Source organism: Brevundimonas sp. S1H14 (assembly GCF_047716865.1).
GTDB lineage: Bacteria > Pseudomonadota > Alphaproteobacteria > Caulobacterales > Caulobacteraceae > Brevundimonas > Brevundimonas naejangsanensis.
Map to the genome: position 1 here is coordinate 1,180,859 of NZ_CP136679.1, position 20,082 is coordinate 1,200,940.

Annotated in this window: 18 protein-coding genes and 1 tRNA gene; 11 read left to right on the forward strand and 8 right to left on the reverse strand. The window is 63.8% G+C overall.

Features of this window, described 5'->3' with window-relative positions; genetic code table 11:
* Positions 1–62: 62 nt before the first annotated feature.
* Positions 63–1,406: an MFS transporter gene (locus RSD66_RS05795; protein WP_119412989.1), complete on the reverse strand. Its 1,344-nt coding sequence runs from the start codon at positions 1,404–1,406 to the stop codon at positions 63–65.
* A 147-nt stretch (positions 1,407–1,553) separates the two neighbouring features.
* Here RSD66_RS05795 and cyoA point away from each other — a divergent pair, with 147 nt between their 5' ends.
* The 7 genes from cyoA to RSD66_RS05830 are packed head-to-tail and all read left to right on the forward strand — an operon-like array spanning position 1,554 to position 8,532.
* Positions 1,554–2,789, forward strand: coding sequence for a ubiquinol oxidase subunit II (gene cyoA / locus RSD66_RS05800; protein WP_415289324.1), 1,236 nt, complete (start codon positions 1,554–1,556; stop codon positions 2,787–2,789).
* Positions 2,790–2,803: 14 nt separating this feature from the next.
* A complete protein-coding gene (cyoB, locus tag RSD66_RS05805) occupies positions 2,804–4,816 on the forward strand; it encodes a cytochrome o ubiquinol oxidase subunit I (RefSeq protein WP_415289325.1) in 2,013 nt (670 codons plus the stop codon).
* A 4-nt stretch (positions 4,817–4,820) separates the two neighbouring features.
* Positions 4,821–5,465 carry a cytochrome o ubiquinol oxidase subunit III gene (cyoC, locus tag RSD66_RS05810; RefSeq protein WP_134580237.1) on the forward strand — a complete coding sequence of 215 codons (645 nt, stop codon included), beginning with the start codon at positions 4,821–4,823 and terminating at the stop codon, positions 5,463–5,465.
* A complete protein-coding gene (cyoD, locus tag RSD66_RS05815; protein ID WP_415289326.1) occupies positions 5,462–5,836 on the forward strand; it encodes a cytochrome o ubiquinol oxidase subunit IV in 375 nt (124 codons plus the stop codon). Before cyoC ends, cyoD begins: the two co-directional genes overlap by 4 nt.
* A 25-nt stretch (positions 5,837–5,861) precedes the next feature.
* Positions 5,862–6,629, forward strand: coding sequence for an SURF1 family protein (locus RSD66_RS05820; RefSeq protein ID WP_415289327.1), 768 nt, complete (start codon positions 5,862–5,864; stop codon positions 6,627–6,629).
* Positions 6,629–7,972, forward strand: a complete 1,344-nt coding sequence (locus RSD66_RS05825) for an ATP-binding protein (RefSeq protein WP_415289328.1) — start codon at positions 6,629–6,631, stop codon at positions 7,970–7,972. Before RSD66_RS05820 ends, RSD66_RS05825 begins: the two co-directional genes overlap by 1 nt.
* Before the next feature lie 23 nt (positions 7,973–7,995).
* The gene (locus tag RSD66_RS05830) at positions 7,996–8,532 is read left to right on the forward strand and encodes a response regulator transcription factor (protein WP_024353241.1); all 537 of its coding nucleotides are present in this window, start codon (positions 7,996–7,998) and stop codon (positions 8,530–8,532) included.
* A gap of 27 nt (positions 8,533–8,559) precedes the next feature.
* Here the strand turns inward: RSD66_RS05830 and RSD66_RS05835 are convergent, their stop codons facing one another.
* Positions 8,560–9,759, reverse strand: a complete 1,200-nt coding sequence (locus RSD66_RS05835) for a CaiB/BaiF CoA transferase family protein (protein ID WP_415289329.1) — start codon at positions 9,757–9,759, stop codon at positions 8,560–8,562.
* 85 nt (positions 9,760–9,844) lie between these two features.
* Positions 9,845–9,920, reverse strand: a tRNA-Lys gene (locus RSD66_RS05840).
* A gap of 195 nt (positions 9,921–10,115) precedes the next feature.
* Between RSD66_RS05840 and RSD66_RS05845 the strand changes: the two genes are divergently transcribed.
* Together RSD66_RS05845 and RSD66_RS05850 are read left to right on the forward strand one after the other, a co-directional pair.
* Positions 10,116–11,546 (forward strand): amino acid permease, encoded by a 1,431-nt coding sequence (locus RSD66_RS05845; protein ID WP_415289330.1) that lies wholly within the window; start codon positions 10,116–10,118, stop codon positions 11,544–11,546.
* Positions 11,546–11,899, forward strand: coding sequence for an Hpt domain-containing protein (locus RSD66_RS05850; RefSeq protein WP_024353238.1), 354 nt, complete (start codon positions 11,546–11,548; stop codon positions 11,897–11,899). The genes RSD66_RS05845 and RSD66_RS05850 overlap by 1 nt, the downstream gene beginning before the upstream one ends.
* Positions 11,900–11,906: 7 nt before the next feature.
* Here RSD66_RS05850 and RSD66_RS05855 read toward each other — a convergent pair whose 3' ends face one another.
* Both RSD66_RS05855 and RSD66_RS05860 read right to left on the reverse strand, forming a co-directional pair.
* Positions 11,907–12,239 (reverse strand): chorismate mutase, encoded by a 333-nt coding sequence (locus RSD66_RS05855; RefSeq protein WP_024353237.1) that lies wholly within the window; start codon positions 12,237–12,239, stop codon positions 11,907–11,909.
* Positions 12,240–12,243: 4 nt separating this feature from the next.
* Positions 12,244–13,059 (reverse strand): ferredoxin--NADP reductase, encoded by an 816-nt coding sequence (locus RSD66_RS05860; RefSeq protein WP_415289331.1) that lies wholly within the window; start codon positions 13,057–13,059, stop codon positions 12,244–12,246.
* A 325-nt stretch (positions 13,060–13,384) separates the two neighbouring features.
* Between RSD66_RS05860 and RSD66_RS05865 the strand changes: the two genes are divergently transcribed.
* The gene (locus tag RSD66_RS05865) at positions 13,385–14,581 is read left to right on the forward strand and encodes a tyrosine-type recombinase/integrase (RefSeq protein ID WP_415289332.1); all 1,197 of its coding nucleotides are present in this window, start codon (positions 13,385–13,387) and stop codon (positions 14,579–14,581) included.
* A gap of 315 nt (positions 14,582–14,896) precedes the next feature.
* Entirely contained in the window at positions 14,897–16,609 is a 1,713-nt protein-coding gene (locus tag RSD66_RS05870) for a retron Ec67 family RNA-directed DNA polymerase/endonuclease (RefSeq protein WP_415289333.1), read from the forward strand.
* Between the two features lie 15 nt (positions 16,610–16,624).
* Here the strand turns inward: RSD66_RS05870 and RSD66_RS05875 are convergent, their stop codons facing one another.
* Genes RSD66_RS05875 through RSD66_RS05885 form a run of 3 tightly spaced genes read right to left on the reverse strand, consistent with a single transcriptional unit; the run spans position 16,625 to position 20,057 of the window.
* Complete coding sequence (locus RSD66_RS05875) at positions 16,625–18,667, reverse strand: hypothetical protein (RefSeq protein WP_415289334.1); 2,043 nt, start codon at positions 18,665–18,667, stop codon at positions 16,625–16,627.
* The gene (locus RSD66_RS05880; RefSeq protein ID WP_415289335.1) at positions 18,667–19,149 is read right to left on the reverse strand and encodes a hypothetical protein; all 483 of its coding nucleotides are present in this window, start codon (positions 19,147–19,149) and stop codon (positions 18,667–18,669) included. The genes RSD66_RS05875 and RSD66_RS05880 overlap by 1 nt, the downstream gene beginning before the upstream one ends.
* Complete coding sequence (locus RSD66_RS05885) at positions 19,146–20,057, reverse strand: hypothetical protein (protein WP_415289336.1); 912 nt, start codon at positions 20,055–20,057, stop codon at positions 19,146–19,148. Before RSD66_RS05885 ends, RSD66_RS05880 begins: the two co-directional genes overlap by 4 nt.
* Positions 20,058–20,082 lie beyond the last annotated feature (25 nt).

Consider the following 20,082-nt stretch of genomic DNA (forward strand, 5'->3'; position numbering starts at 1 on the left):
AAACAAAAGAAGGGGCGCGACCGACCAGTCGCGCCCCTTGATCTTAAGCCTGAGAGCAAGCTCTACGCCTTGCCGCCTGCGCGGCCCTTGGCCAGTTCGCGGTTCAGCCACAGGGCCAGCAGGGTGCAGATCGCGCCCGACAGCAGATAGGCGCCGCCCGCCACCAGGCCGAACCTGCCTGACAGCGCCAGGGCCGCGAGCGGGGCGAAGCCTGCGCCGAACAGCCACGCCAGGTCCGAGGTCAGGGCCGAGGCGGTGTAGCGGTTCTTCAGGCTGAAGCTGGAGGCGATGGCGCCCGAGGCCTGGCCGAACGACAGGCCCAGCAGGATGAAGCCCAGGATCATATAGGTCAGTTCGCCCGCCGGGCCGCCGTCCAGAAGCTGGGGCGCGAAGCCCGAGAAGGCGGCGATGCCCGCCGCAGTGACGGCCAGCAGGGCGCGGCGGCCATAGCGATCGGCCAGCCAGCCCGAGGCCAGGATGGCGAACAGGCCGAAGACGGCGCCGATCAACTCGATCATCAGGAAGCGGCTGGGCGCCTCGTCAGTGTAGAGGAAGACCCACGATAGGGGGAACACCGTCACCATGTGGAACATGGCGAAGCTGGCCAGGGGGGCGAAGGCGCCGATGATGATGTCGCCGCCTTCTTCGCGCACGGCCTTGGTCACAGGCGCGGGGTGCAGCTCCAGAGTCTCGAAGGCCGCCTGGAAGGTCGGCGTCACCACGATGCGCAGGCGCGCGAACAGGGCCACCACGTTGATGGCGAAGGCCACGAAGAAGGGGTAGCGCCAGCCCCAGTCCATGAAGTCGGCGGCCGACAGCTTGCTCAGGAAATAGGCGAAGAGGGCGCTGGCCACGATCAGGCCGATCGGCGCCCCCAACTGCGGGACCATCGCATACCAGCCTCGGCGCTTTTCAGGCGCGCTGACGGACAGGAGGGAGGCCATGCCGTCCCAGGCGCCGCCCAGGGCCACGCCCTGACCGATCCGCAGGGCGATCAGCATGGCGGCCGACCAGTGACCGACCTGCGCATGGCTCGGCAGGAAGCCCAGGCAGACGGTCGACAGGCCCAGCAGGAACAGGGCGATGGTCAGCTTGGTCCCGCGCCCGAAGCGTCGGTCGATGGCGATGAACAGGGCCGTGCCGAACGGCCGGGCGATGAAGGCCACGGCGAAGACGGCGAAGGACAGCAACGTGCCGCCCAGTGGTCCTGCATAGGGAAACACCAGCTGCGGAAACACCACGACCGAGGCGATGGCGTAGACGAAGAAGTCGAAAAACTCCGACGTCCGGCCGATGATGACGCCGATGGCGATTTCGCCCGCGTCGATTTTGCCGTCTCGTGCGTTGATCCGGCTGGCGTCCCGTTCAAGGGGCTCTGAAGAAGGCGCGCCGCTGGCTGCGTTCATGACCATGAGGCTCCCTGCACCGGGGCGCATACACGCCCGCGATCATAGAATGGCTAAAGCGTCCCTTTGCTCCCCTCGGATCGCAGAGGGGATAGGGCAGATTGTCCAATGTCGCACGCTGGGGGTGGGGTTTACGGGGGCTGGACGATGACCGAGCCCTTGTCTCAAACCTCGACTGGAGCCGCCGTGCGCCGACTGCGCCCCCTGTTGCTGTTGCCCCTTCTGGCCTTGCTGCCCGCCTGTCAGGCCGTGGTGCTGGCGCCCGCCGGCGACATCGCCGCCCAGCAGCGCGACCTGCTGGTCATGTCCGTGCTGCTGATGCTGATCGTCATCATCCCGGTGATGATTCTGACCGTCTTCTTCGCCTGGAAATATCGGGAGTCGAACAAGGAAGCCCGTTACGAGCCGGACTGGGACCACTCGACTCATCTGGAGCTGGTGATCTGGGCGGCGCCGCTGCTGATCATCATCTGCCTGGGCGCCATAACCTGGGCCGGGACGCACCTGCTGGACCCCTATCGGCCGCTGGACCGTGTCGCGGCCGGGCAGGCCGTCGCCGAGGATCACCGTCCGCTTCAGGTCGAAGTGGTGGCGATGGACTGGAAGTGGCTGTTCATCTACCCCGAATACGGCATCGCCACGGTGAACGAGCTGGCCGCCCCGGTTGATCGGCCGATCCGTTTCCACATCACCTCGACCGGGGTGATGAACTCCTTCTACATCCCGGCGCTGGCCGGTCAGATCTACGCCATGCCGGGCATGGAGACGAAGCTGCACGCCGTCATCAACCGTCCGGGCGAATACGTCGGCTTCTCGGCCAACTATTCCGGCGACGGCTTCTCCAACATGCGTTTCGCCTTCCACGGGCTGGATGAAGCGGGCTTCGACCAGTGGGTCGCGGGCGTGCGCGCCGCCGGTCAGGGTCTGGACCGCGACACCTATCTGGAGCTGGAGAAACCCAGCGAGAAGGTCCCCGTCATCCACTACGCCTCGGTCGACGACCGCCTGTTCGACGCCGTGGTCAACATGTGCGTCGAGCCGGGCAAGATGTGCATGGGCGAGATGATGGACATCGACCGCAAGGGCGGTCTGGGCCTGACGGCGGTCAAGAACACCCTGCCGCTGGTCTATGACAAATACGCCCGTCGCGGCGACGCCGTCTTCGGCGCGGGCGAGTCCTATGTGCTGACGATCTGCACCCCGCTGGAGGCCGAGGCCGCCGCCGTCGAGGCCGCCCGTCGCCGTCAGGCCTTCGGCGAGGACGTCGCCCGCGACACGCCGCTGAACCGCGTCATGGGTCAGGGGCTGGAGCGCCCCGGCCGATCCGAACCGGGCCAGCGTTTCGCCTCCCTCTTCTCCGCGGCTGCTGCGTCGCAATCCTGAGCGCCTGAACGATCATGACCGTTGAACATTCCACATCGCCGCTTCTGGGCCGGTTGAACTGGGAGTCGCTTCCGTTCCACGAGCCCATCCTGGTCGCCACCTTCGCCGTCGTCGTCATCGGCGGCCTGGGGGTGCTGGCCCTGATCACCCGCTACAAACTGTGGGGTTATCTCTGGAAGGAGTGGTTCACGACGGTGGACCACAAGAAGATCGGGATCATGTACATGATCCTGGGCCTGATCATGTTCCTGCGGGGCTTCGCCGATGCGGTCATGATGCGTCTGCAGCAGGCCATGGCTTTCGGCGGATCCGAGGGCTACCTGAACGCCCACCACTATGATCAGATCTTCACCGCCCACGGCGTGATCATGATCTTCTTCGTGGCCATGCCCCTGATCACCGGCCTGATGAACTATCTGGTGCCGTTGCAGATCGGGGCGCGGGACGTCTCCTTCCCCTTCCTGAACAACTTCAGCTTCTGGATGACGACGATGGGGGCCGTTCTGGTGATGGCTTCGCTGTTCATCGGCGAGTTCGCGCGCACGGGCTGGCTGGCCTATCCGCCGCTGTCGGGCATCGGCTACAGTCCGGGCGTCGGGGTCGACTACTATATCTGGGCGCTGCAGATCGCGGGGGTAGGCACCACCCTGTCCGGCATCAACCTGATCGCGACCATCGTGAAGATGCGCGCGCCGGGCATGGGCCTGATGAAGATGCCGGTCTTCACCTGGACCTCGCTGTGCGCCAACATCCTGATCGTGGCGTCCTTCCCGATCCTGACAGCCACCCTGGTCCTGCTGTCGGCGGATCGCTACATCGGCACCAACTTCTTCACGAACGACTTCGGCGGCAATCCGATGATGTACGTGAACCTGATCTGGATCTGGGGCCACCCCGAGGTCTACATCCTGATCCTGCCGCTGTTCGGCGTGTTTTCCGAAGTCACCTCGACCTTCTCGGGCAAGAAGCTCTTCGGCTACACCTCCATGGTCTATGCGACGGTGGTGATCACCATCCTGTCCTACCTGGTGTGGCTGCACCACTTCTTCACCATGGGCTCCGGCGCGTCCGTGAACTCCTTCTTCGGGATCACGACGATGATCATCTCGATCCCGACAGGGGCCAAGCTGTTCAACTGGCTGTTCACCATGTATCGCGGCCGCATCCGGTTCGAACTGCCGATGATGTGGACGGTCGCCTTCATGCTGACCTTCGTGATCGGCGGGATGACGGGCGTCATGCTGGCGGTGCCGCCGGCGGACTTCGTGCTGCACAACTCCCTGTTCCTGATCGCCCACTTCCACAACGTCATCATCGGCGGGGTGCTGTTCGGCCTGTTCGCCGCCATCAACTTCTGGTGGCCCAAGGCCTTCGGCTTCCGGCTGGAGAAGAAGTGGGGCCTGGTCAGCTTCTGGTGCTGGGTGGTCGGCTTCTGGATGGCCTTCATGCCGCTGTACGTCCTGGGCTTCATGGGCGTGACGCGGCGGATGCGGGTCTTCGACGACCCGGCCTATCAGATCTGGTTCGTCATCGCGGGCGTGGGCGTGGCCGTCATCGCCGTCGGCATCCTGGCCATGCTGATCCAGTTCGCCGTCAGCATCATCCATCGCGACAAGCTGCGCGACGAGACCGGCGACCCCTGGCAGGGCCGCACGCTGGAGTGGGCCACGTCGTCTCCGCCGCCGGACTACAACTTCGCCAAGACGCCGATCATCCATGACAGCGACGCCTGGTGGGACATGAAGACGCGCGGCTATGAGCGGCCGAGCGAAGGTTTCAAGCCGATCCACATGCCCGCCAATACCGGGGCCGGCTTCATCCTGTCGGCGCTGTCGCTGATCGTCGGCTTCGCCCTGATCTGGTACATCTGGTGGCTGGCGGCGGCGGGCTTCGCCGCCCTGATCGCCTACGCCATCTTCCACACCTTCAACTACAGGCGCGACTACTACATCCCGGCCGAGACGGTTCAGGCGACCGAGGACGCGCGCACCCAGGCCCTGACGGCCGCAGCAGCGACGCAGGGGTGATCCGATGAGCCACGCACCAACCCTCAACCCCGACTACGTCGACGAGACCGGGCGGCCGATCTTCCACCCGGTAGAGGAGCCGCACCACCCGGAGGGCCACAGCACCATGCTGGGCTTCTGGATGTATCTGATGAGCGACTGCCTCATCTTCGCGATCCTGTTTGCGGTCTACGCGGTGCTGGGCGGCAACTATGCCGCCGGTCCGGCGCCCAAGGACCTGTTCGACCTGCCGCTGGTGGCGGTGAACACCTCCATGCTGCTGTTCTCGTCGATCACCTACGGCTTCGCCATGCTGGCGATGTACCGCAACAAGGTGGCGCAGACGCAGGCGTGGCTGGCGATCACCGGCCTGTTCGGCCTCTGCTTCCTGGGCATTGAGCTCTATGAGTTCGCCCACATGATCCACCTAGGCGCCACGCCCCAGCGCAGCGGCTTCCTGTCGGCCTTCTTCATCCTGGTGGGCACGCACGGCCTGCACGTCACCTTCGGCTGCATCTGGCTGGTCACCCTGATGATCCAGGTGGGGCAGAAGGGCCTGATCCAGGCCAACAAGCGCCGCCTCATGTGCCTGAGCCTGTTCTGGCACTTCCTGGACGTCATCTGGATCGGCGTCTTCACCTTCGTCTATCTGTTCGGGATGCTGCGATGAGCGCCGAAGCCCACAACGAGCACGCCGTCGATCATCACGGCGACGACCACGATCACGGCACCTACAGGAGCTATCTGATCGGCTTCGGCCTGTCGGTCGTGCTGACGGCGATTCCCTTCTGGCTGGTCATGGCCGGGGTGCTGGCGCCGCAGCTGACAGGGTTGATCATCACTGCCTTCGCCGTGGTGCAGATCGTGGTGCACATGATCTTCTTCCTGCACATGAACCATAAGTCCGAGGGCGGGTGGAACATGCTGGCGCTGATCTTCACCCTGGTGATCGTGGTCATCGCCGTCGCCGGTTCGGTCTGGGTCATGTATCACCTGAACACCAACATGATGCCGGTCCACGACATGCAGGTGATGGGCTGAGCCCTTTTGCACGCGGAGACGCTGCTTGACGTCATCGTCGGCCCCTGAACCCGCCGCCCGTCCGGCGACACGCCGTCGATGGATCGCGGGACTGGCGGTCTTCGCCGTACTGTTCGCAGGCTTTTCCGCGCTGGGGGTCTGGCAGGTCCAGCGCCTGGCGTGGAAGCAGGAGCTGATCCGCCAGGTCGACAGCCGCATCCATGCCGATCCTGTCCCGGCGCCGGGGCCTGCAAGCTTCGACGCCGTGACGCGCGAGGCGGACCAGTATCGCCGCGTCAAGGCCAGCGGCCGGTTCCTGCATGACCGCGAGGCGCGGGTGAAGGCGGTGACGGACCTGGGGCCGGGCTTCTGGGTCGTCACGCCGCTGGCGGATGCGCGGGGCTTCACCGTCCTGATCAACCGGGGCTTCGTCCCCGCCGAGCGAACGGCCCCTGAAACCCGCACCGAAGGTCAGGTCGACGGCCCGGTCTCCGTCACCGGCCTGTTGCGGATCAGTGAACCGAAGGGCGGCTTCCTACGCGACAATGATCCAGTCGGCGACCGCTGGTTCTCGCGCGATGTGGCGGCGATCGCGCAGGCCAAGCGGCTGGACGGCCCGGTTGCGCCCTATTTCATAGATGCTGACTCGACGCCCAATCCCGGCGGCTGGCCGCGCGGCGGTCTGACGGTGGTGCGCTTCGCCAACAGTCATCTGGTCTATGCTCTGACCTGGTTCGGTCTGGCGCTGATGTCGGCGGGCGGCGCCGTTCTGTGGCTGCGCGACGAGCGGCGCCGCAGGGCAGGGGGGCGATAGTGCAGACGCAGACTCTGGGCCGCTTCGCTCAAACCGTTCTAGGCATGGACGCCAACGCCGAGACCCCGGTGTCGCCGGGCGCGGCCGGCCGGCGCAACATGTTGCTGCTGATCCAGTTGAGGTGGCTGGCGGTCATCGGTCAGGTGGCGACCATCGTCATCGTCCACTGGGGTCTGAAGATCAGCGTCCCGCTGGGGCCTCTGCTGCTGGCGCCGACGGCGCTGGCGGTGATGAATCTGGTCAGCGCGCCGGTCACCCTGCGGCGCAAGGTCGTCACCGACCCAGAGATTCTGCTGGCCCTGTGCGTCGACGTGGCGGCGCTGAGCTGGCTGCTCTACTTCAGCGGCGGGGCGACCAATCCGTTCGCGGCCCTTTACCTGATGCAGGTGGTGCTGGCGGCGGTGCTGCTGCGGCCGGTCTACGCCTGGGGCTTCGTGCTGGCGACGGGGGCCTGCCTGGCCTTCCTGGCCGTGTGGCGACAGCCGCTGGACCTGCCGGATGGCGCCGATGCGCGGCTGGGCCTGATCCAGCAGGGCGCCCTGATCAACTTCATCCTGATCGCCGTGCTGCTGGTGGCCTTCGTCACCCGCACCAGCCAGAACGTGCGCGCCCGCGACGCCTATCTGGCCGAGGCCCGGCAGCAGGCGGCGGAACAGGACCACATCGTGCGCATGGGGCTGCTGGCCTCGGGCGCAGCGCATGAACTCGGCACGCCGCTGGCCTCCCTGTCCGTAATCCTCAGCGACTGGCGGCGCATGCCCGCCCTGACCGGCGACGAGGACCTGCGCCACGACATCGAACAGATGCAGGCCGAGGTCGACCGCTGCAAATCCATCGTCACCAACATTCTGATGTCGGCGGGCGAGGCGCGCGGCGAGGCGCCGACCGTCACCGCCCTCAGCGGCTTCCTCGGCGAGATCATCTATGACTGGTCCGCCAGCCGACCCGGCGACGCCATGCAGGTCGCCCTCAGCGGCCCGACGCCGCGCGATCCGTCCATCATCGCCGACCCGGCTCTGAAACAGGTATTCAGCGCCCTGCTGGACAATGCGCAGGAGGCGGGCGCGCGAAACCTGGAGATGCGGGCGGTCGCTGACGCCGACGGCCTGTTCATCGCCTTCGAGGACGACGGCCCTGGTTTCGCGCCCGTCATTCTGGAAAAGCTGGGCCAGCCCTATCAGTCCACCAAGGCGCGGGCAGGGGCGGGGCTGGGCCTGTTCCTGCTGGTCAATGTGGTGCGAAAACTGGGCGGCACGGTCGTCGCCGCCAACCGTCCGGGCGCGGCGGGCGGCGGGGCCGTGGTGCGACTGGCCTTGCCCATCGACGCCCTGGCGCCGAAGTAAGCAGTCTGGAAAGAGGGCATGAGATGACGGACGAAACCCGCCGGCTTCTGATCGTCGAGGACGACGAGTCCTTCTCCCGCACCCTGCGGCGCTCGTTCGAGCGGCGCGGCTATCAGGTGGTGGCCGCCCACAGTCATGACCAGATGGTCGAGCTGTTGAAGACGCATCATCCCGACTACGCCGTGGTGGACCTGAAGCTGGGCACGGCCTCGGGCCTGACGTGCGTACAGACGCTGCACGCCTTCGACCCCGATCTGGTGATCGTCGTCCTGACTGGCTTCGCCAGCATCGCCACGGCGGTCGAGGCCATCAAACTGGGCGCCCGTCACTACCTCGCCAAGCCTGCTGGCACGGATGACATCGAGGCCGCTTTCGGTCGCGCAGCGGGCGACCCTGACGCCCCTCTGACCGCCCGCCCGACCTCGATCAAGACGCTGGAGTGGGAGCGTATTCACGAGGTTCTGGCCGAGACCGACTTCAACATCTCCGAGGCCGCACGACGTCTCGGGATGCACCGCCGCACCCTGGCGCGGAAGCTGGAGAAGCGTCAGGTCAGCTAATCAGCGGCTCCGCTCATCCCTCCGTCTTCAACGCCCCAGCACATCTTGCGTATCCTGCCCCAGCTTCGGCGGCGGGGCGTCGTATCGCACCGGCGTCTTCGACAGGCGGATGGGCGAGGCGACCGTGCGGATCGGATCGGCCAGATCGGGCCGGGTCTGTTCGACCGTCAGGCCGCGATGGATCGCCTGAGGCTCGGCGAACACCTGATCGATGGTGTTGACGGGGCCGCAGGGCACGCCCGCCGCCTCCAGCGCCTGCATCAGCTCCTGCATGGTGAAGCCCGCCGTCTTCGCCGCGATCAGCGGCCCCAGCGCCTCGCGCTCAGCGACCCGCAGGGCGTTGGTGGCGAAGCGGTCCTCGACCTCCAGCCCCAGGGCGCCGCACAGGGCGCGGAACTGGCCGTCGTTGCCCACGGCGATGATCACCATCCCGTCGGAACAGGCGAAGGGCTGATAGGGGGCCAGATTGGGATGGGCGTTGCCCATCCGCGTCGGCGCCTTGCCGGACACGAACCAGTTGGTCGCCTGATTGGCCAGCATGGCCGCCTGAACGTCGAACAGGGCGATATCGACGTGCTGGCCCTCGCCGGTCGCGCGCGCATGCCACAGGGCCGCAAGGATGGCGTTGGAGGCGTAAAGGCCGGTGAACAGATCGACGACCGCCACCCCGACCTTCATCGGCTCGGCGCCCGGCGCGCCGTCGGGCTGGCCGGTGATGGACATCAGCCCGCCCATGGCCTGGATCATGTAGTCATAGCCCGCCCGGTGCGCGTCCGGCCCGTCCTGGCCGAAGCCGGTGATCGAGCAGTAGACCAGCCTCGGATTGACCGCCGCCAGCGAGGCGTAGTCGAGGCCGTACTTCTTCAGCCCGCCGGTCTTGAAGTTCTCGACCACCACGTCGCAGGTCGCGGCCAGACGGCGCACGGCCTCGGCGCCTTCCGGGCTGGCGATGTCCAGCTCGACCGACTTCTTGCCCCGGTTGGCGCACAGGAAATAGGCGGCGTCGCCGGGCGCGCCGTCGGCCGTGGTGGTGAAGGGCGGGCCCCAGTGGCGGGTGTCGTCGCCGGCGCCGGGCCGTTCGATCTTGATGACCTCGGCCCCCAGATCAGCCAGGGTCTGCGTCGCCCAAGGCCCCGCCAGCACCCGCGACAGGTCCAGAACCCGCACGCCGTGAAGGGGGCCGCAGGCAGAAGGGGCGGGGGCGGGAATCGAGACGGCGTCGGACATGCGCGACTTCTAGCAGAAACCGGCGGCGGTCGGATGGCCTGCCGCCTGGGCGGCTGTCTTCTGTAATGAAGGAATAAAGAGACGATGGTGGGTGATCACAGGTTCGAACTGTGGACCCGCTGATTAAGAGTCAGCTGCTCTACCAACTGAGCTAATCACCCGTACCGTCGTCTGCGCCCTTGGTGTGGCGCCGGTCCTTCGCTGCGGTGTGAACAACCTCGGCGAAGGGCGCTCCTATTACTCGCAGCGATCATGCGGTGCAAGCGCCAAATGCGTCTTTTATCATGATTGCAACGCGCGCTAAGGTCGCGCCTTGAATCAGCCGCCGAAAGATGCGGCGAGGGGGAGTAAAGATTATGGCGTTCTGGAACCGTCGGCGCTCGATCGACGCGATGTTGGCTCCGAGCTCGGGGCCGGGGCTCAAAAAGACCCTGAGTTGGCCGCACCTTATGGCGTTGGGCGTCGGGGCCATCGTCGGCACCGGCATCCTGACCCTGATCGGGGTCGGGGCGGGCTTGGCGGGTCCGGCGGTGCTGATCAGCTTCGCCCTGGCCGGTCTGGTGTGCGCTTGCGCCGCCCTGGCCTATGCCGAGCTGTCGACGATCATGCCCGCCTCGGGCAGCGCCTATACCTACTCCTACGCCGCCCTGGGCGAGATCTTCGCCTGGGTCGTGGGCTGGAGCCTGATCCTTGAATACTCCCTCGTGGTGTCGGCCGTGGCTGTCGGCTGGTCGGGCTATGCGGCGCCCTTCCTGGCCGGGCTGGGAATCGACCTTCCGTTCGCCCTGACCGTCGGGCCGCACGTCGAAGGCGGGCTGATCAACCTGCCGGCGGTGTTCATCATCGGCATCGTCACCGGCCTGCTGTTGATGGGCACGCGCGAGAGCGCGACGCTGAACGCGGTGCTGGTGGTCATCAAGATCGCCGCCCTGGTGGCTTTCGTGGCGATCGCCCTGCCGAAGTTCGATGCGGCGAACTTCACCCCCTTCATGCCGCACGGCTTCGGGGCGCCCTTCGTTCAGACGGGTGTCATGGCGGCCGCCGCCATCATCTTCTTCGCCTTCTACGGCTTCGACGCCATCGCTACGGCGGCCGAAGAGACCAAGAAGCCCGAGCGCGATCTGGCCATCGGCATCGTCGGTTCGATGGTGGTCTGCACCATCCTGTACATCGCCGTCGCCGCGGCTGCGATCGGCGCCGCGCCGGTGTCCAGCTTCGCCGACAGCCCCGAACCGCTGGCCCATATCATGCGCGGTCTGGGTCAGGGCGTCGCTGCACAATGGATCGCCGCCGCTGCCGTCGTCGCCTTGCCGACCGTCCTGCTGGCCTTCCTGTTCGGCCAGAGCCGCATCTTCCTGGGCATGGCCCGCGACGGCCTGCTGCCCAATCGCCTTGCCAAGATCTCCAATCGCGGCGTGCCGACCGTGGTGACGATCTTCACCGCTATCGTCGTCGCCTTCCTGGCGGGCATCATGCGTCTGGACGAACTGGCGTCGCTGGCCAACGCCGGCACCCTGATGGCCTTCATGGCCGTGGGGATCAGCCTGATCGTGCTGCGCGTGCGTGAGCCGAACCGCGAGCGCAAGTTCAAGGCGCCGCTGTGGCAGCTGGTCGGCGGGGTGGCTATCGTCGGCTGCATCGTCTTCTTCTTCAGCCTGAAGAGTTCGACGCAGCTGTATTTCCTGCTGTGGAACCTGTTCGGTCTGGCCGTCTATCTGGTCTGGTCGTCGCGTAACTCGCGCCTGGCCAAGGGCGAAGAGGCCCCAGACGAGACGGGCAGGGGTTAATGGCCAGGCGCGACCTGTCGGGGGCGGTGGATTTCACCGTCCTCGAAGCCATGACTGGCGGCATGGATGAGGTGACGGAAGAAGTGCTGGGCCTGTTCGCCGAACAGGCCCGCATGTGGTCGGCCCTTCTGGATGCGTCCAGCGAAGGCTGGCGCGACGCCGTTCACACCATCCGCGGCGCCGGGGCAGGCATTGGGGCCAAGGCCCTGGCCCAGGTCTGTGAAGAGGTGGAGTTCGGCGAGCAATCCGCCGCGCCTGCCGGTTTGGAGCGGGTGAAGACGGCGCTGGACGCGGCCCTGGCCGACGTCGCCGCCTATCGCCATGAACTGGCGCTCAGGAGTTTGAAGGGCTGAAGCGAGGCTAGGCCCGCGTCTGGTCCCAGGTTCCGAACTCGTGGGCGATGCAGCGGTCGATGAGCAGGCGCCAGACCGGCTCGGCGATGTCGGGCGACAGGCCGGCGGGTTCGGCCGCCTTCAGCACCTTGGCCACCACGTCGTCGATGCGGGCCTGATCGAAGACGGCGTCGCGGTTCGGCTTGATGCGGGCGGCGGCGTCCATATAGCGCTGACGCTCGGCCAGCAGGGTCACCAGAGCGCGGTCTAGCGCATCCACCCCCTGACGCACATCGACCATGGTGACGCAGTCTTCAGGGGCCTTGCGCTCGTCAATGGCGACGGTGCGGGGAGAGGTCATCAGGTCAGCCGACAAAGGCGCGCTCCAGAACATAGTCGCCGGGTTCGGCGTTCGAGCCTTCTTTCAGGCCGTAGGATTCCAGCAGTTCGCCGGTCTCCTTGATCATGGCCATCGAGCCGCACAGCATGACGCGGTCGCTGTTGGGCGAAAAGCCGATGGGCAGTTGCAGGTCGGCGAACAGATCGCCCGACTTGATGCGGTCGGTGATACGGCCCGGCGTCTCGAACCGTTCGCGCGTCACCGTCGGATAATAGGTCAGCTGGGCCTTGGCCTCGTCGCCGATCAGCGGGTCGTCGTGGATCTCGTGGCTGAAGAAGTCGCGATAGGCCAGGTCGGCGACATTGCGCACCGTGTGGCAGACGATGACCTGCTTGAAGCGCGAATAGGTTTCCGGATCGCGCGCAACCGACAGCCAGGGCGCCAGGCCCGTGCCGGTGCCGATCAGCCACAGACGCTCGCCGCCGGTCAGGGCGTCCAGCACCAGGGTGCCGGTCGGCTTCTTGCCCATCAGAACGCTGTCGCCCGCGACGATCTTCTGCAGGCGCGAGGTCAGGGGGCCGTCCTGGACCTTGATGGAGAAGAACTCCAGCTCCTCGGCCCAGAAGGGCGACGCGATCGAATAGGCGCGCAGGATGGGCTTGCCGCCGTCCTCGCCGGGCAGGCCGATCATCACGAACTCGCCTGAGCGGAAGCGGAAATCCTCGGGCCGTTTCACGCCGAAGCTGAACAGCTGGTCGTTCCAGTGGCGGACCCACAGGACTTCCAACTCATGGAACGGACTGGCCTTGACGGGCGGCGCGGCGAGGGAGGCGTCAGACATGGCGACTACCTAGGCGGTCGCGGGCGATTGCGAAAGAGTGCTGCGGCGATCCTTCTCCCCTTGAGGGAGAAGGTGGCAGGCGGAGCCTGACGGATGAGGGGGGCGAGGAAGCAGGCGAGCGACTTCCGGGCAGGCCTCGCGCCGACACCCCTCATCCGGCCCTGGCGGGCCACCTTCTCCCACAAGGGGAGAGGGGGTGATGTTACGGGTTTGTTTCTCTTCAGATTTGTCCACGCTCAAGGCCTGCTCAGGGCCTATCCAGCCTATGGAGAGTCAAGGACTTAGACCCTGAGGCGACACAGACCCTGCACAGGGAGCCGCCCCGATGGCCTTTTTGATCGACCCCCAGGAGCTGAAGCCTGGGCTCATCCTCTTCCGCCGCGCGGACGTTCAGCACCGCAACTGGTATTGCCGCATCAAGGTGCCGGGCTCCGACCGGTATAAGACGGTCTCGCTCCGCACTGCCGATGTAACGACGGCCAAGGAGGCCGCCTTCGACGTCGACGCGGATCTGCGCTTTCGCGTGAAGCATGATGTCCCGGTGTTCAACCGGACCTTCGCCCAGATCGCGAAGATGTACGCCGACCATCAGCAGGCCCGCTCAGAGGCCGGTGAGATCACTCGCCATCGCTGGGAGGTGGTGGAGTCTATCATTCGCGCCCAGATCAATCGCTACGTAGGCGCCAAGCAGATCGCTCACGTCTCGCATGATGACTTCCTGGGCTATCCCCTCTGGCGCCGCCAGAATGGGCTGGGTCGCGGCGGACGGCCTGTGTCGGACGCTACCATCCGGTATGAGATGTCCATCTTCCGTTCCGTCATCGCCTTCGCGGTCGGCAAACGGTTCGTGCCTGAGAGCCACGTCTACAAGGGCAAGCTGCCGCTGGCGAAGGTGCGCCGCGAGGAGTTCACGCCTGAGGAGTATCGCAAGCTCCACACCTTCGCGCGCGGCTGGATCAAACGCGCGAGAACCAAGAAGTTCGAGTGGCATCGCCAACTCGCCTACAACTTCATTTTGATCATGTGCAACACGGGCATGCGCCCGGCCGAGGCCAAGAACCTCCGCTGGAGGGATGTGGCGATCCGCACGGACAGCGACGAACGGCGCATGGTCATTCTTCACGTGCGCGGGAAGGACAAATCCCGGCAGTTGGTCGCGGCCGGGAACGTTGCTGACTACCTGGAGCGAGTTCGCTCCCTGACAACCAATGAGACGGCGCCCGAGGGCGCCGTCTTCGTCAATGGCAAGGGTGATCCCGCAGCCACCCTCTATGCCGACCAGATCGAAGCGCTTCTTAGAGAAGCAGGCCTGCTTCTCAGCGCCTCAGGTTCGACGCGCTCCACCTACTGCTTCCGCCACACCTACGCGACGTTCCGACTGACCGAGGGCGTGGATGTCTATTTCCTGTCCAAACAGATGGGGACGTCAGTAAAGATGATCGAGGACCATTATGGACATATCAATCCCGTGAAGAACGCTGCCCGCATTCTGCAGGGGCTTCCAGGTTGGGAGGCCGTCTAGCGCCAAGGCAGCCTCTTGATCCATGCAGAAATGAACATTTGACCGCCCTTCCTGCATCGACGTCACGGGACATGGGCGCAGCATGTACCGTGATCAATTGACTGCAATCAAATGCACTAGCAAGCGAGTTTCGCGTGACGTTGCTCCGAATCGTGCCCTAAACTCCTTCCCGGCTTGCGGATAGATTTTGCTGCCGTGTTTCGCGGCAGTTGATCGGGATGTTCCATTGAATGCCCCTACGCGACGATACGCTTTCTATGTAAACCTCTGGTTTGCCAACGAGTATCCGCAAGCCGCTTGACTATTGAGATTTGAATGACAGCGCTTGGCCGCTTGAAGAACTGCGCAACGCTTGCCGACATCGCCGCCTTGCTCGGCATAAAACCGTCAGGCCTATCGTACATTCTATACAAGATCGACGATGATAAAAAATATTCGGAGATTCAAATACCGAAGCGATCGGGAGGAACGCGCGTCATCCATGTTCCGATAGATGAACTTAAGATCGTCCAGCGGCGCCTATCAAAACACCTGACGCTGTGCCTGATGGAGATAGAGTCCGCTCGCGGAGTGGCAGACGAATGCGTTCTATCTCACGGCTTCAAAAAAGGTTTTTCAATTGTAAGTAATGCGAAGCGACACAGGAACCATCGCTACGTATTCAATCTTGATCTTGCGGATTATTTTCCATCTATAAACTTCGGTCGAGTACGTGGCTATTTCCATCAAAATCGGGATTTTCTTCTCCCTATTAAGGTAGCTACTATTCTCGCTCAAATCGCTTGCAGAAACGGATCCCTCCCGCAGGGGAGTCCGTGCTCCCCAGTGATATCAAATCTTATCGGCAACATTCTGGACGTACATCTTGGGGAGCTTGGCGCGCGTAACGGGTGCACATACACACGCTATGCTGACGATCTTAGCTTCTCTACAAACCTCAAGGTCTTCCCTAACGCGATCGCGACCCCATCGGATGCGCCGAGCGGCTGGACTGTCGGGCGCGAGCTGCAGTCGCGAATCCGCCGGGCCGGGTTCGACATAAACCACGCCAAGACGCGCATGTCGCTACGCAACTCCCGACAGATGGTTACCGGGCTCATAGTGAATCATGCGGTCAACGTTCCATCAGAATACTACAAAACGACACGCGCTATGTGCGACAAGCTCTTCCGATCGGGGGCGTACGAATATACGCCTGGATCAAAGACGCCTAGCCCTGGCCGCGCCTTAGAGCCTCTTCACGGTCGCCTGTCGTATATCTTCAACGTAAAATTTCCACGCCTGCCGAACGGGGACCGTCAGGCATTTGATTGGAAGGAATACATGCCCGGTATCTACCGGCTGTACCGACGGTTCCTTGATTACAAGTATTTCTACGGGATACAGCGCCCCACGATCATCGCAGAGGGCAAAACCGACAACGTCTATCTCCGCAGCGCCATTAGGGCGTACGCAGCTCAATACCCATCGTTAGCGACGGTATCTGCGGAAGGCATCAAGATGATTCCCCATCTGTTCAAGCGCAATGAAACGACTCGCGTCGTGCAGGAGCTTGGCGGGGGCACAGGCGAGCTTCAGACACTCATACCGAGATACAAACCCGCGACTGCGGACTTCTCTGCGACTAAGCCGACAGCTCCAGTGATAATAGTTGTAGACAACGATTCCGGAGCCCGCCCTGTATTCAGCGTCATCAGAACAATCACCAAGACGCCTAACGTCGATGGATCGAAGCAATTCTATCACATATACGGTAACCTTTATGTCGTTCCATTGCCATTAGTTGGCAATACGAAAACGGACATCGAGTCGTTTTTAAAACCCGCCACTACCGGTGTCGTCCTAAACAACAAGACATTTCACAAAGATAACACAGGCCTTAATCCGGCAATCCACTTCGGAAAGGCCGCTCTAGCGGACCACGTCGCCAAGCAACCGCCGGGCGCTGTGGACTTCAGCGGGTTTCTCCCGATCCTAGACGCCTTAGTTGCCGTTCAGATCGACTACGGCGCCAACGGCTGGCGTTAAGGGGGCGCGTTGAGGCTAGTGTTCGTCTGGGATTCTCCTGATGATGCGCCCTGGGAAGGTCTGCAGGTTGCACTGCAGGCCGGTGGTCAACTCCTTGATGGTATCGAGTTGCTCGCTCGTGGCGATGATGATCTGGGCGCCGTTTGCGCCATTGCGTGCCGCCACGCGTAGCAGCCCGGCCATGCTCACCTTCGCCGCTTCCTGCTGGCGCGGTTCGTCAAATACCAGAAGGCCCGGGTGGTTTGTGGCAGTGGTTTTGGCTACCTCTAGCAGGCCCATCTGATAGGCCCATTTCAAGCGGATGCTGTCGCTTGCCGACAGCTCGAAGCCGATCTCAAAGCCTTCCTTTTCGGGGCGATAGGTATCTTCGGACACCGTCAGCTCCGAGGTGGGAAAGGTCGTAAATTTGTAGAGGTCTAGCTGCGCGCGGATTGATCTCTCGAACAAGCGTAGCTTTTCAATATCCTTTTCACCTAGCCGGTTGTCGGGCAGCTTGGCCTTGGCGGCCAACAGGTCTTTCCAGTCCTCCACCTGGCGCTGAAGGTGATCGATGACGCCGCTGAAGCGTTCTTGGGCTTCGACCAACTGTAGCACCCTCTGTTCGAGGCGAAGTCGTTGCTCGATGAACGCCGCAGACGCAGCGTGCGAAGGCGCGATCAGGTCTGACTTCAAGGCGCGTAGGCGAGCGGCCTTGCGGCGAACCTCTTCGTTAGTGCTCAGAAGCTCGAGATCTAGGTCCCGGATGGCGCTCTCGGACCGATCAGCTAGACGCCTGAAGATGTTACGCTGCGCGGACAAATAGTCGATATTGTCGTCGATCGACATCACCGAGGCGAGCACTCCCTGCGGCAATAGGGAGTCGTCGAGAGGTTGCTCGCAGGTCGGGCAATGGTTGGGCGACAGGTCCTTGGCCAGTTCCGACCCATAGGTCTGCAGCTTTCGGGCGTCTTGGTTTTTTCGGATGTCATCCGCAAGCAAGCTCAGCCGTTCTTGGGTGGCGGATAGTTGCAGCGCTTCGGCTTGGCGTTCGCGGAAGATCTCCGAACGATCGGCGTTGAGAGTCTGGATTTCCCGCGTCAGCTGGTCTGCTTCCGCCGAGGCCTCGTCGGCCACGCCCTCGACCTCGGGAATCAGGACGTCATCGAGCGAGTCTAGCCGCTCTTGAAGGGTCGCCAATTGCGCGGCCAGCGGGCGCCAGGCCTTGTCCTCGAAGACTAGGAGATGAGCGGCGCGCACCTCGTCGACAAAGGCTGTGGGGGCCTCTGGCAGTTGGGTGGCGCTGAGACCAGCGGCGTTGGCCATGGCCTTCATGTCGTGGATGATGCCGCTCCACCTGGCCCGCAAGGCGATCTGCTGGATTTCCAAGTCCTGCTTGCGCCGTTCGATTTCGTGGGTTTCTAGATCGAGCAGGAACTCCACACTCCGGCGGTGCACATCCCGGATCTTGAAGTGGGTGGGGATGTTGGCTGGAATTGCTGTCCAGCCCGTCTTCTGTTCCACGAAGAACAGCGGGAATAGGGTTTCCACATATAGGGGACATTCGCTGCCATCGTAGCGCTTCACGATGGGCAGGTGCCAGCCTATGAAGTCGGCTAGGAAGCGGTGGAATCCAGCCTCGCGCTGCGCCGCGCCCCCATCTAGAACGAAATAGTCGCGGCGCGCGTAGGACTTGCCTGGGTCGGTGAGTTCGGGGCCCGAGAACACCGAGACCAATCGCCGATCCGTTGCGGTGACGGTCACGCCTCGCTTGACCGCGATGCGCTCCTGCTGAGCGTTTTCCAGCTCGACGGCCACATAAGACTCGATGATCTGATGGGTTTCTGATGTTTCAGGGTCTTCGACATGCGTGCGCATTGCGAATGGTAGGGGAATTTCCCGTTTGGGGCTGAGCATCTGCTCCAGGCCCAGCGCATATAGCAAAGCTTGCAGAGTGGTGGATTTACCGGAGGTATTGGGTGCATGGAGGATGGTGCAGCCGGGCTGGATCGGGATATCGGCGCCGTAGAGCCCACCGGTAGTCTGGGCCCGCAGGCGGATGTGGCGCACGACGAGCGACATCAGAACTGTTCCATCTTCATGATCTGGTCGACGACCTTCTCGGTGGCCCGCGGACCGACTGTCTTGAGGAATACCTGCTCCTCACTGAGCACTTGGAGTTTCGTCAGCTCTGCGACCAGCGCCTTGCCGCTGTCGGTGAGCTTGGCGGCCTTGCCGTCCTTCATGATAGCCAAGCCTTCAGCCGCAGCGAAGGCGAGCGCCCGATTCACCCACGGCTCGATCCGGACGGTGAGGGTGTCAGGATTTCGCCGCCGTTCGAGGACGTCGAGCGTTTGCGAGCGCATGTGATCGGTGCGGCTGAGATGTGCCAGGAAGTGCAGCTTCTGGAGGCTGCAACGCTGTCCGCGCGATGAGTCCAGCACCAGTAGCACCAAGGCCACGCCCCATCCAATGCGCAGGTCGCCTGGCACCGGTTGGGGGCGCTCGGTGACCGTGAACGGGCCCCGGAGCAGCCTGCGGAAACGGTCCGAGGCGTTGGTCATGCGAAGTCCAGCGGGCAGCGCATCAGCCAGTCGCTCACCGCCCCGAACGCAAGCTGCTGGGCAAAGTCGGGATCTAGGTTTGGCACCCGTTCGACAAAGCTCTTGATCAGGCCGTCGAGTTCAGTCTCCAGCACGCTTGCTGGGCTCTCGCCCGCCTTCGCGCCGACCAGCTTCAGGCGCCGGAGCCGCTGGGAGATCAGAGCGACGATCTCCTCATGCGCTAGGGGTGCGTTCGCGCGCAGGAAGTCCAAGGCGTTCTGGTAGTCGACGAACGAACGGATGGCATCGTCGACATCGTCTTCGATGTCGTCGGCATCCTTCACTCGCTTGGTCAGCTTGCGTCGAAGGTTCTCGACTAGATCGACGCGGGTGGCACCGACTTTGGCCACGTCCTCGGCGCTGGCGGGCGCGAGGATCGGCCGGAGCCGCGCCCTTAGCGAGGCGCGCCGGTTCCAAGACTCCTCCTCGAAGTCGTCGCGGTCATGCACGAGAATCTCGAAGTCCGGCGAGATGTGGGCCAGACCCCGTTGCCGGATTTCGAGCGCCTTCTTTGAGGCGTGCTGGTTGACTTCTTGGCTGTCGTGGCGAGGCACCGCCAGAATCCAGCGGGCAATCGGTTTGCTCTTGAAGATGATCGACGCTGCCCCGTCGGCTTTGCAGATCTTGCCGACGTCGGTGGTTATTTTGGCCTTTTGTCTGTCGGCGCGCGTCGCGACATCGACAGGCTCCTGCACAGCGTAGCATTGGTACACCACGGCCTCAGACAGGCAATAGTAGTCGAGGCCGCCATCGCCTCGATGCCGGGCAGGTACCTTCTGCACGTTGGTTGCACCATGACGGTCGTGCAGCAGGCGTCCGATGTGGGCCTCCCACTCGTCGCCATCCCATGAGTCAATAAAGCCAACCATCAAGCGTTCACGAACGCTCGCTTTG

Bases quoted from the DNA above. Each gene is read 5' to 3' on its own strand.
- RSD66_RS05885 (WP_415289336.1), bottom strand. From the start codon at position 20,057: ATGGTTGGCTTTATTGACTCATGGGATGGCGACGAGTGGGAGGCCCAC.
- RSD66_RS05850 (WP_024353238.1), top strand. From the start codon at position 11,546: ATGGCCAGGCGCGACCTGTCGGGGGCGGTGGATTTCACCGTCCTCGAA.
- cyoA (WP_415289324.1), top strand. From the start codon at position 1,554: ATGACCGAGCCCTTGTCTCAAACCTCGACTGGAGCCGCCGTGCGCCGA.
- RSD66_RS05860 (WP_415289331.1), bottom strand. From the start codon at position 13,059: ATGTCTGACGCCTCCCTCGCCGCGCCGCCCGTCAAGGCCAGTCCGTTC.
- cyoD (WP_415289326.1), top strand. From the start codon at position 5,462: ATGAGCGCCGAAGCCCACAACGAGCACGCCGTCGATCATCACGGCGAC.
- RSD66_RS05875 (WP_415289334.1), bottom strand. From the start codon at position 18,667: ATGTCGCTCGTCGTGCGCCACATCCGCCTGCGGGCCCAGACTACCGGT.
- RSD66_RS05845 (WP_415289330.1), top strand. From the start codon at position 10,116: ATGGCGTTCTGGAACCGTCGGCGCTCGATCGACGCGATGTTGGCTCCG.
- RSD66_RS05855 (WP_024353237.1), bottom strand. From the start codon at position 12,239: ATGACCTCTCCCCGCACCGTCGCCATTGACGAGCGCAAGGCCCCTGAA.
- RSD66_RS05870 (WP_415289333.1), top strand. From the start codon at position 14,897: ATGACAGCGCTTGGCCGCTTGAAGAACTGCGCAACGCTTGCCGACATC.
- RSD66_RS05795 (WP_119412989.1), bottom strand. From the start codon at position 1,406: ATGAACGCAGCCAGCGGCGCGCCTTCTTCAGAGCCCCTTGAACGGGAC.
- cyoB (WP_415289325.1), top strand. From the start codon at position 2,804: ATGACCGTTGAACATTCCACATCGCCGCTTCTGGGCCGGTTGAACTGG.
- RSD66_RS05865 (WP_415289332.1), top strand. From the start codon at position 13,385: ATGGCCTTTTTGATCGACCCCCAGGAGCTGAAGCCTGGGCTCATCCTC.
- RSD66_RS05835 (WP_415289329.1), bottom strand. From the start codon at position 9,759: ATGTCCGACGCCGTCTCGATTCCCGCCCCCGCCCCTTCTGCCTGCGGC.
- RSD66_RS05830 (WP_024353241.1), top strand. From the start codon at position 7,996: ATGACGGACGAAACCCGCCGGCTTCTGATCGTCGAGGACGACGAGTCC.
- RSD66_RS05880 (WP_415289335.1), bottom strand. From the start codon at position 19,149: ATGACCAACGCCTCGGACCGTTTCCGCAGGCTGCTCCGGGGCCCGTTC.
- cyoC (WP_134580237.1), top strand. From the start codon at position 4,821: ATGAGCCACGCACCAACCCTCAACCCCGACTACGTCGACGAGACCGGG.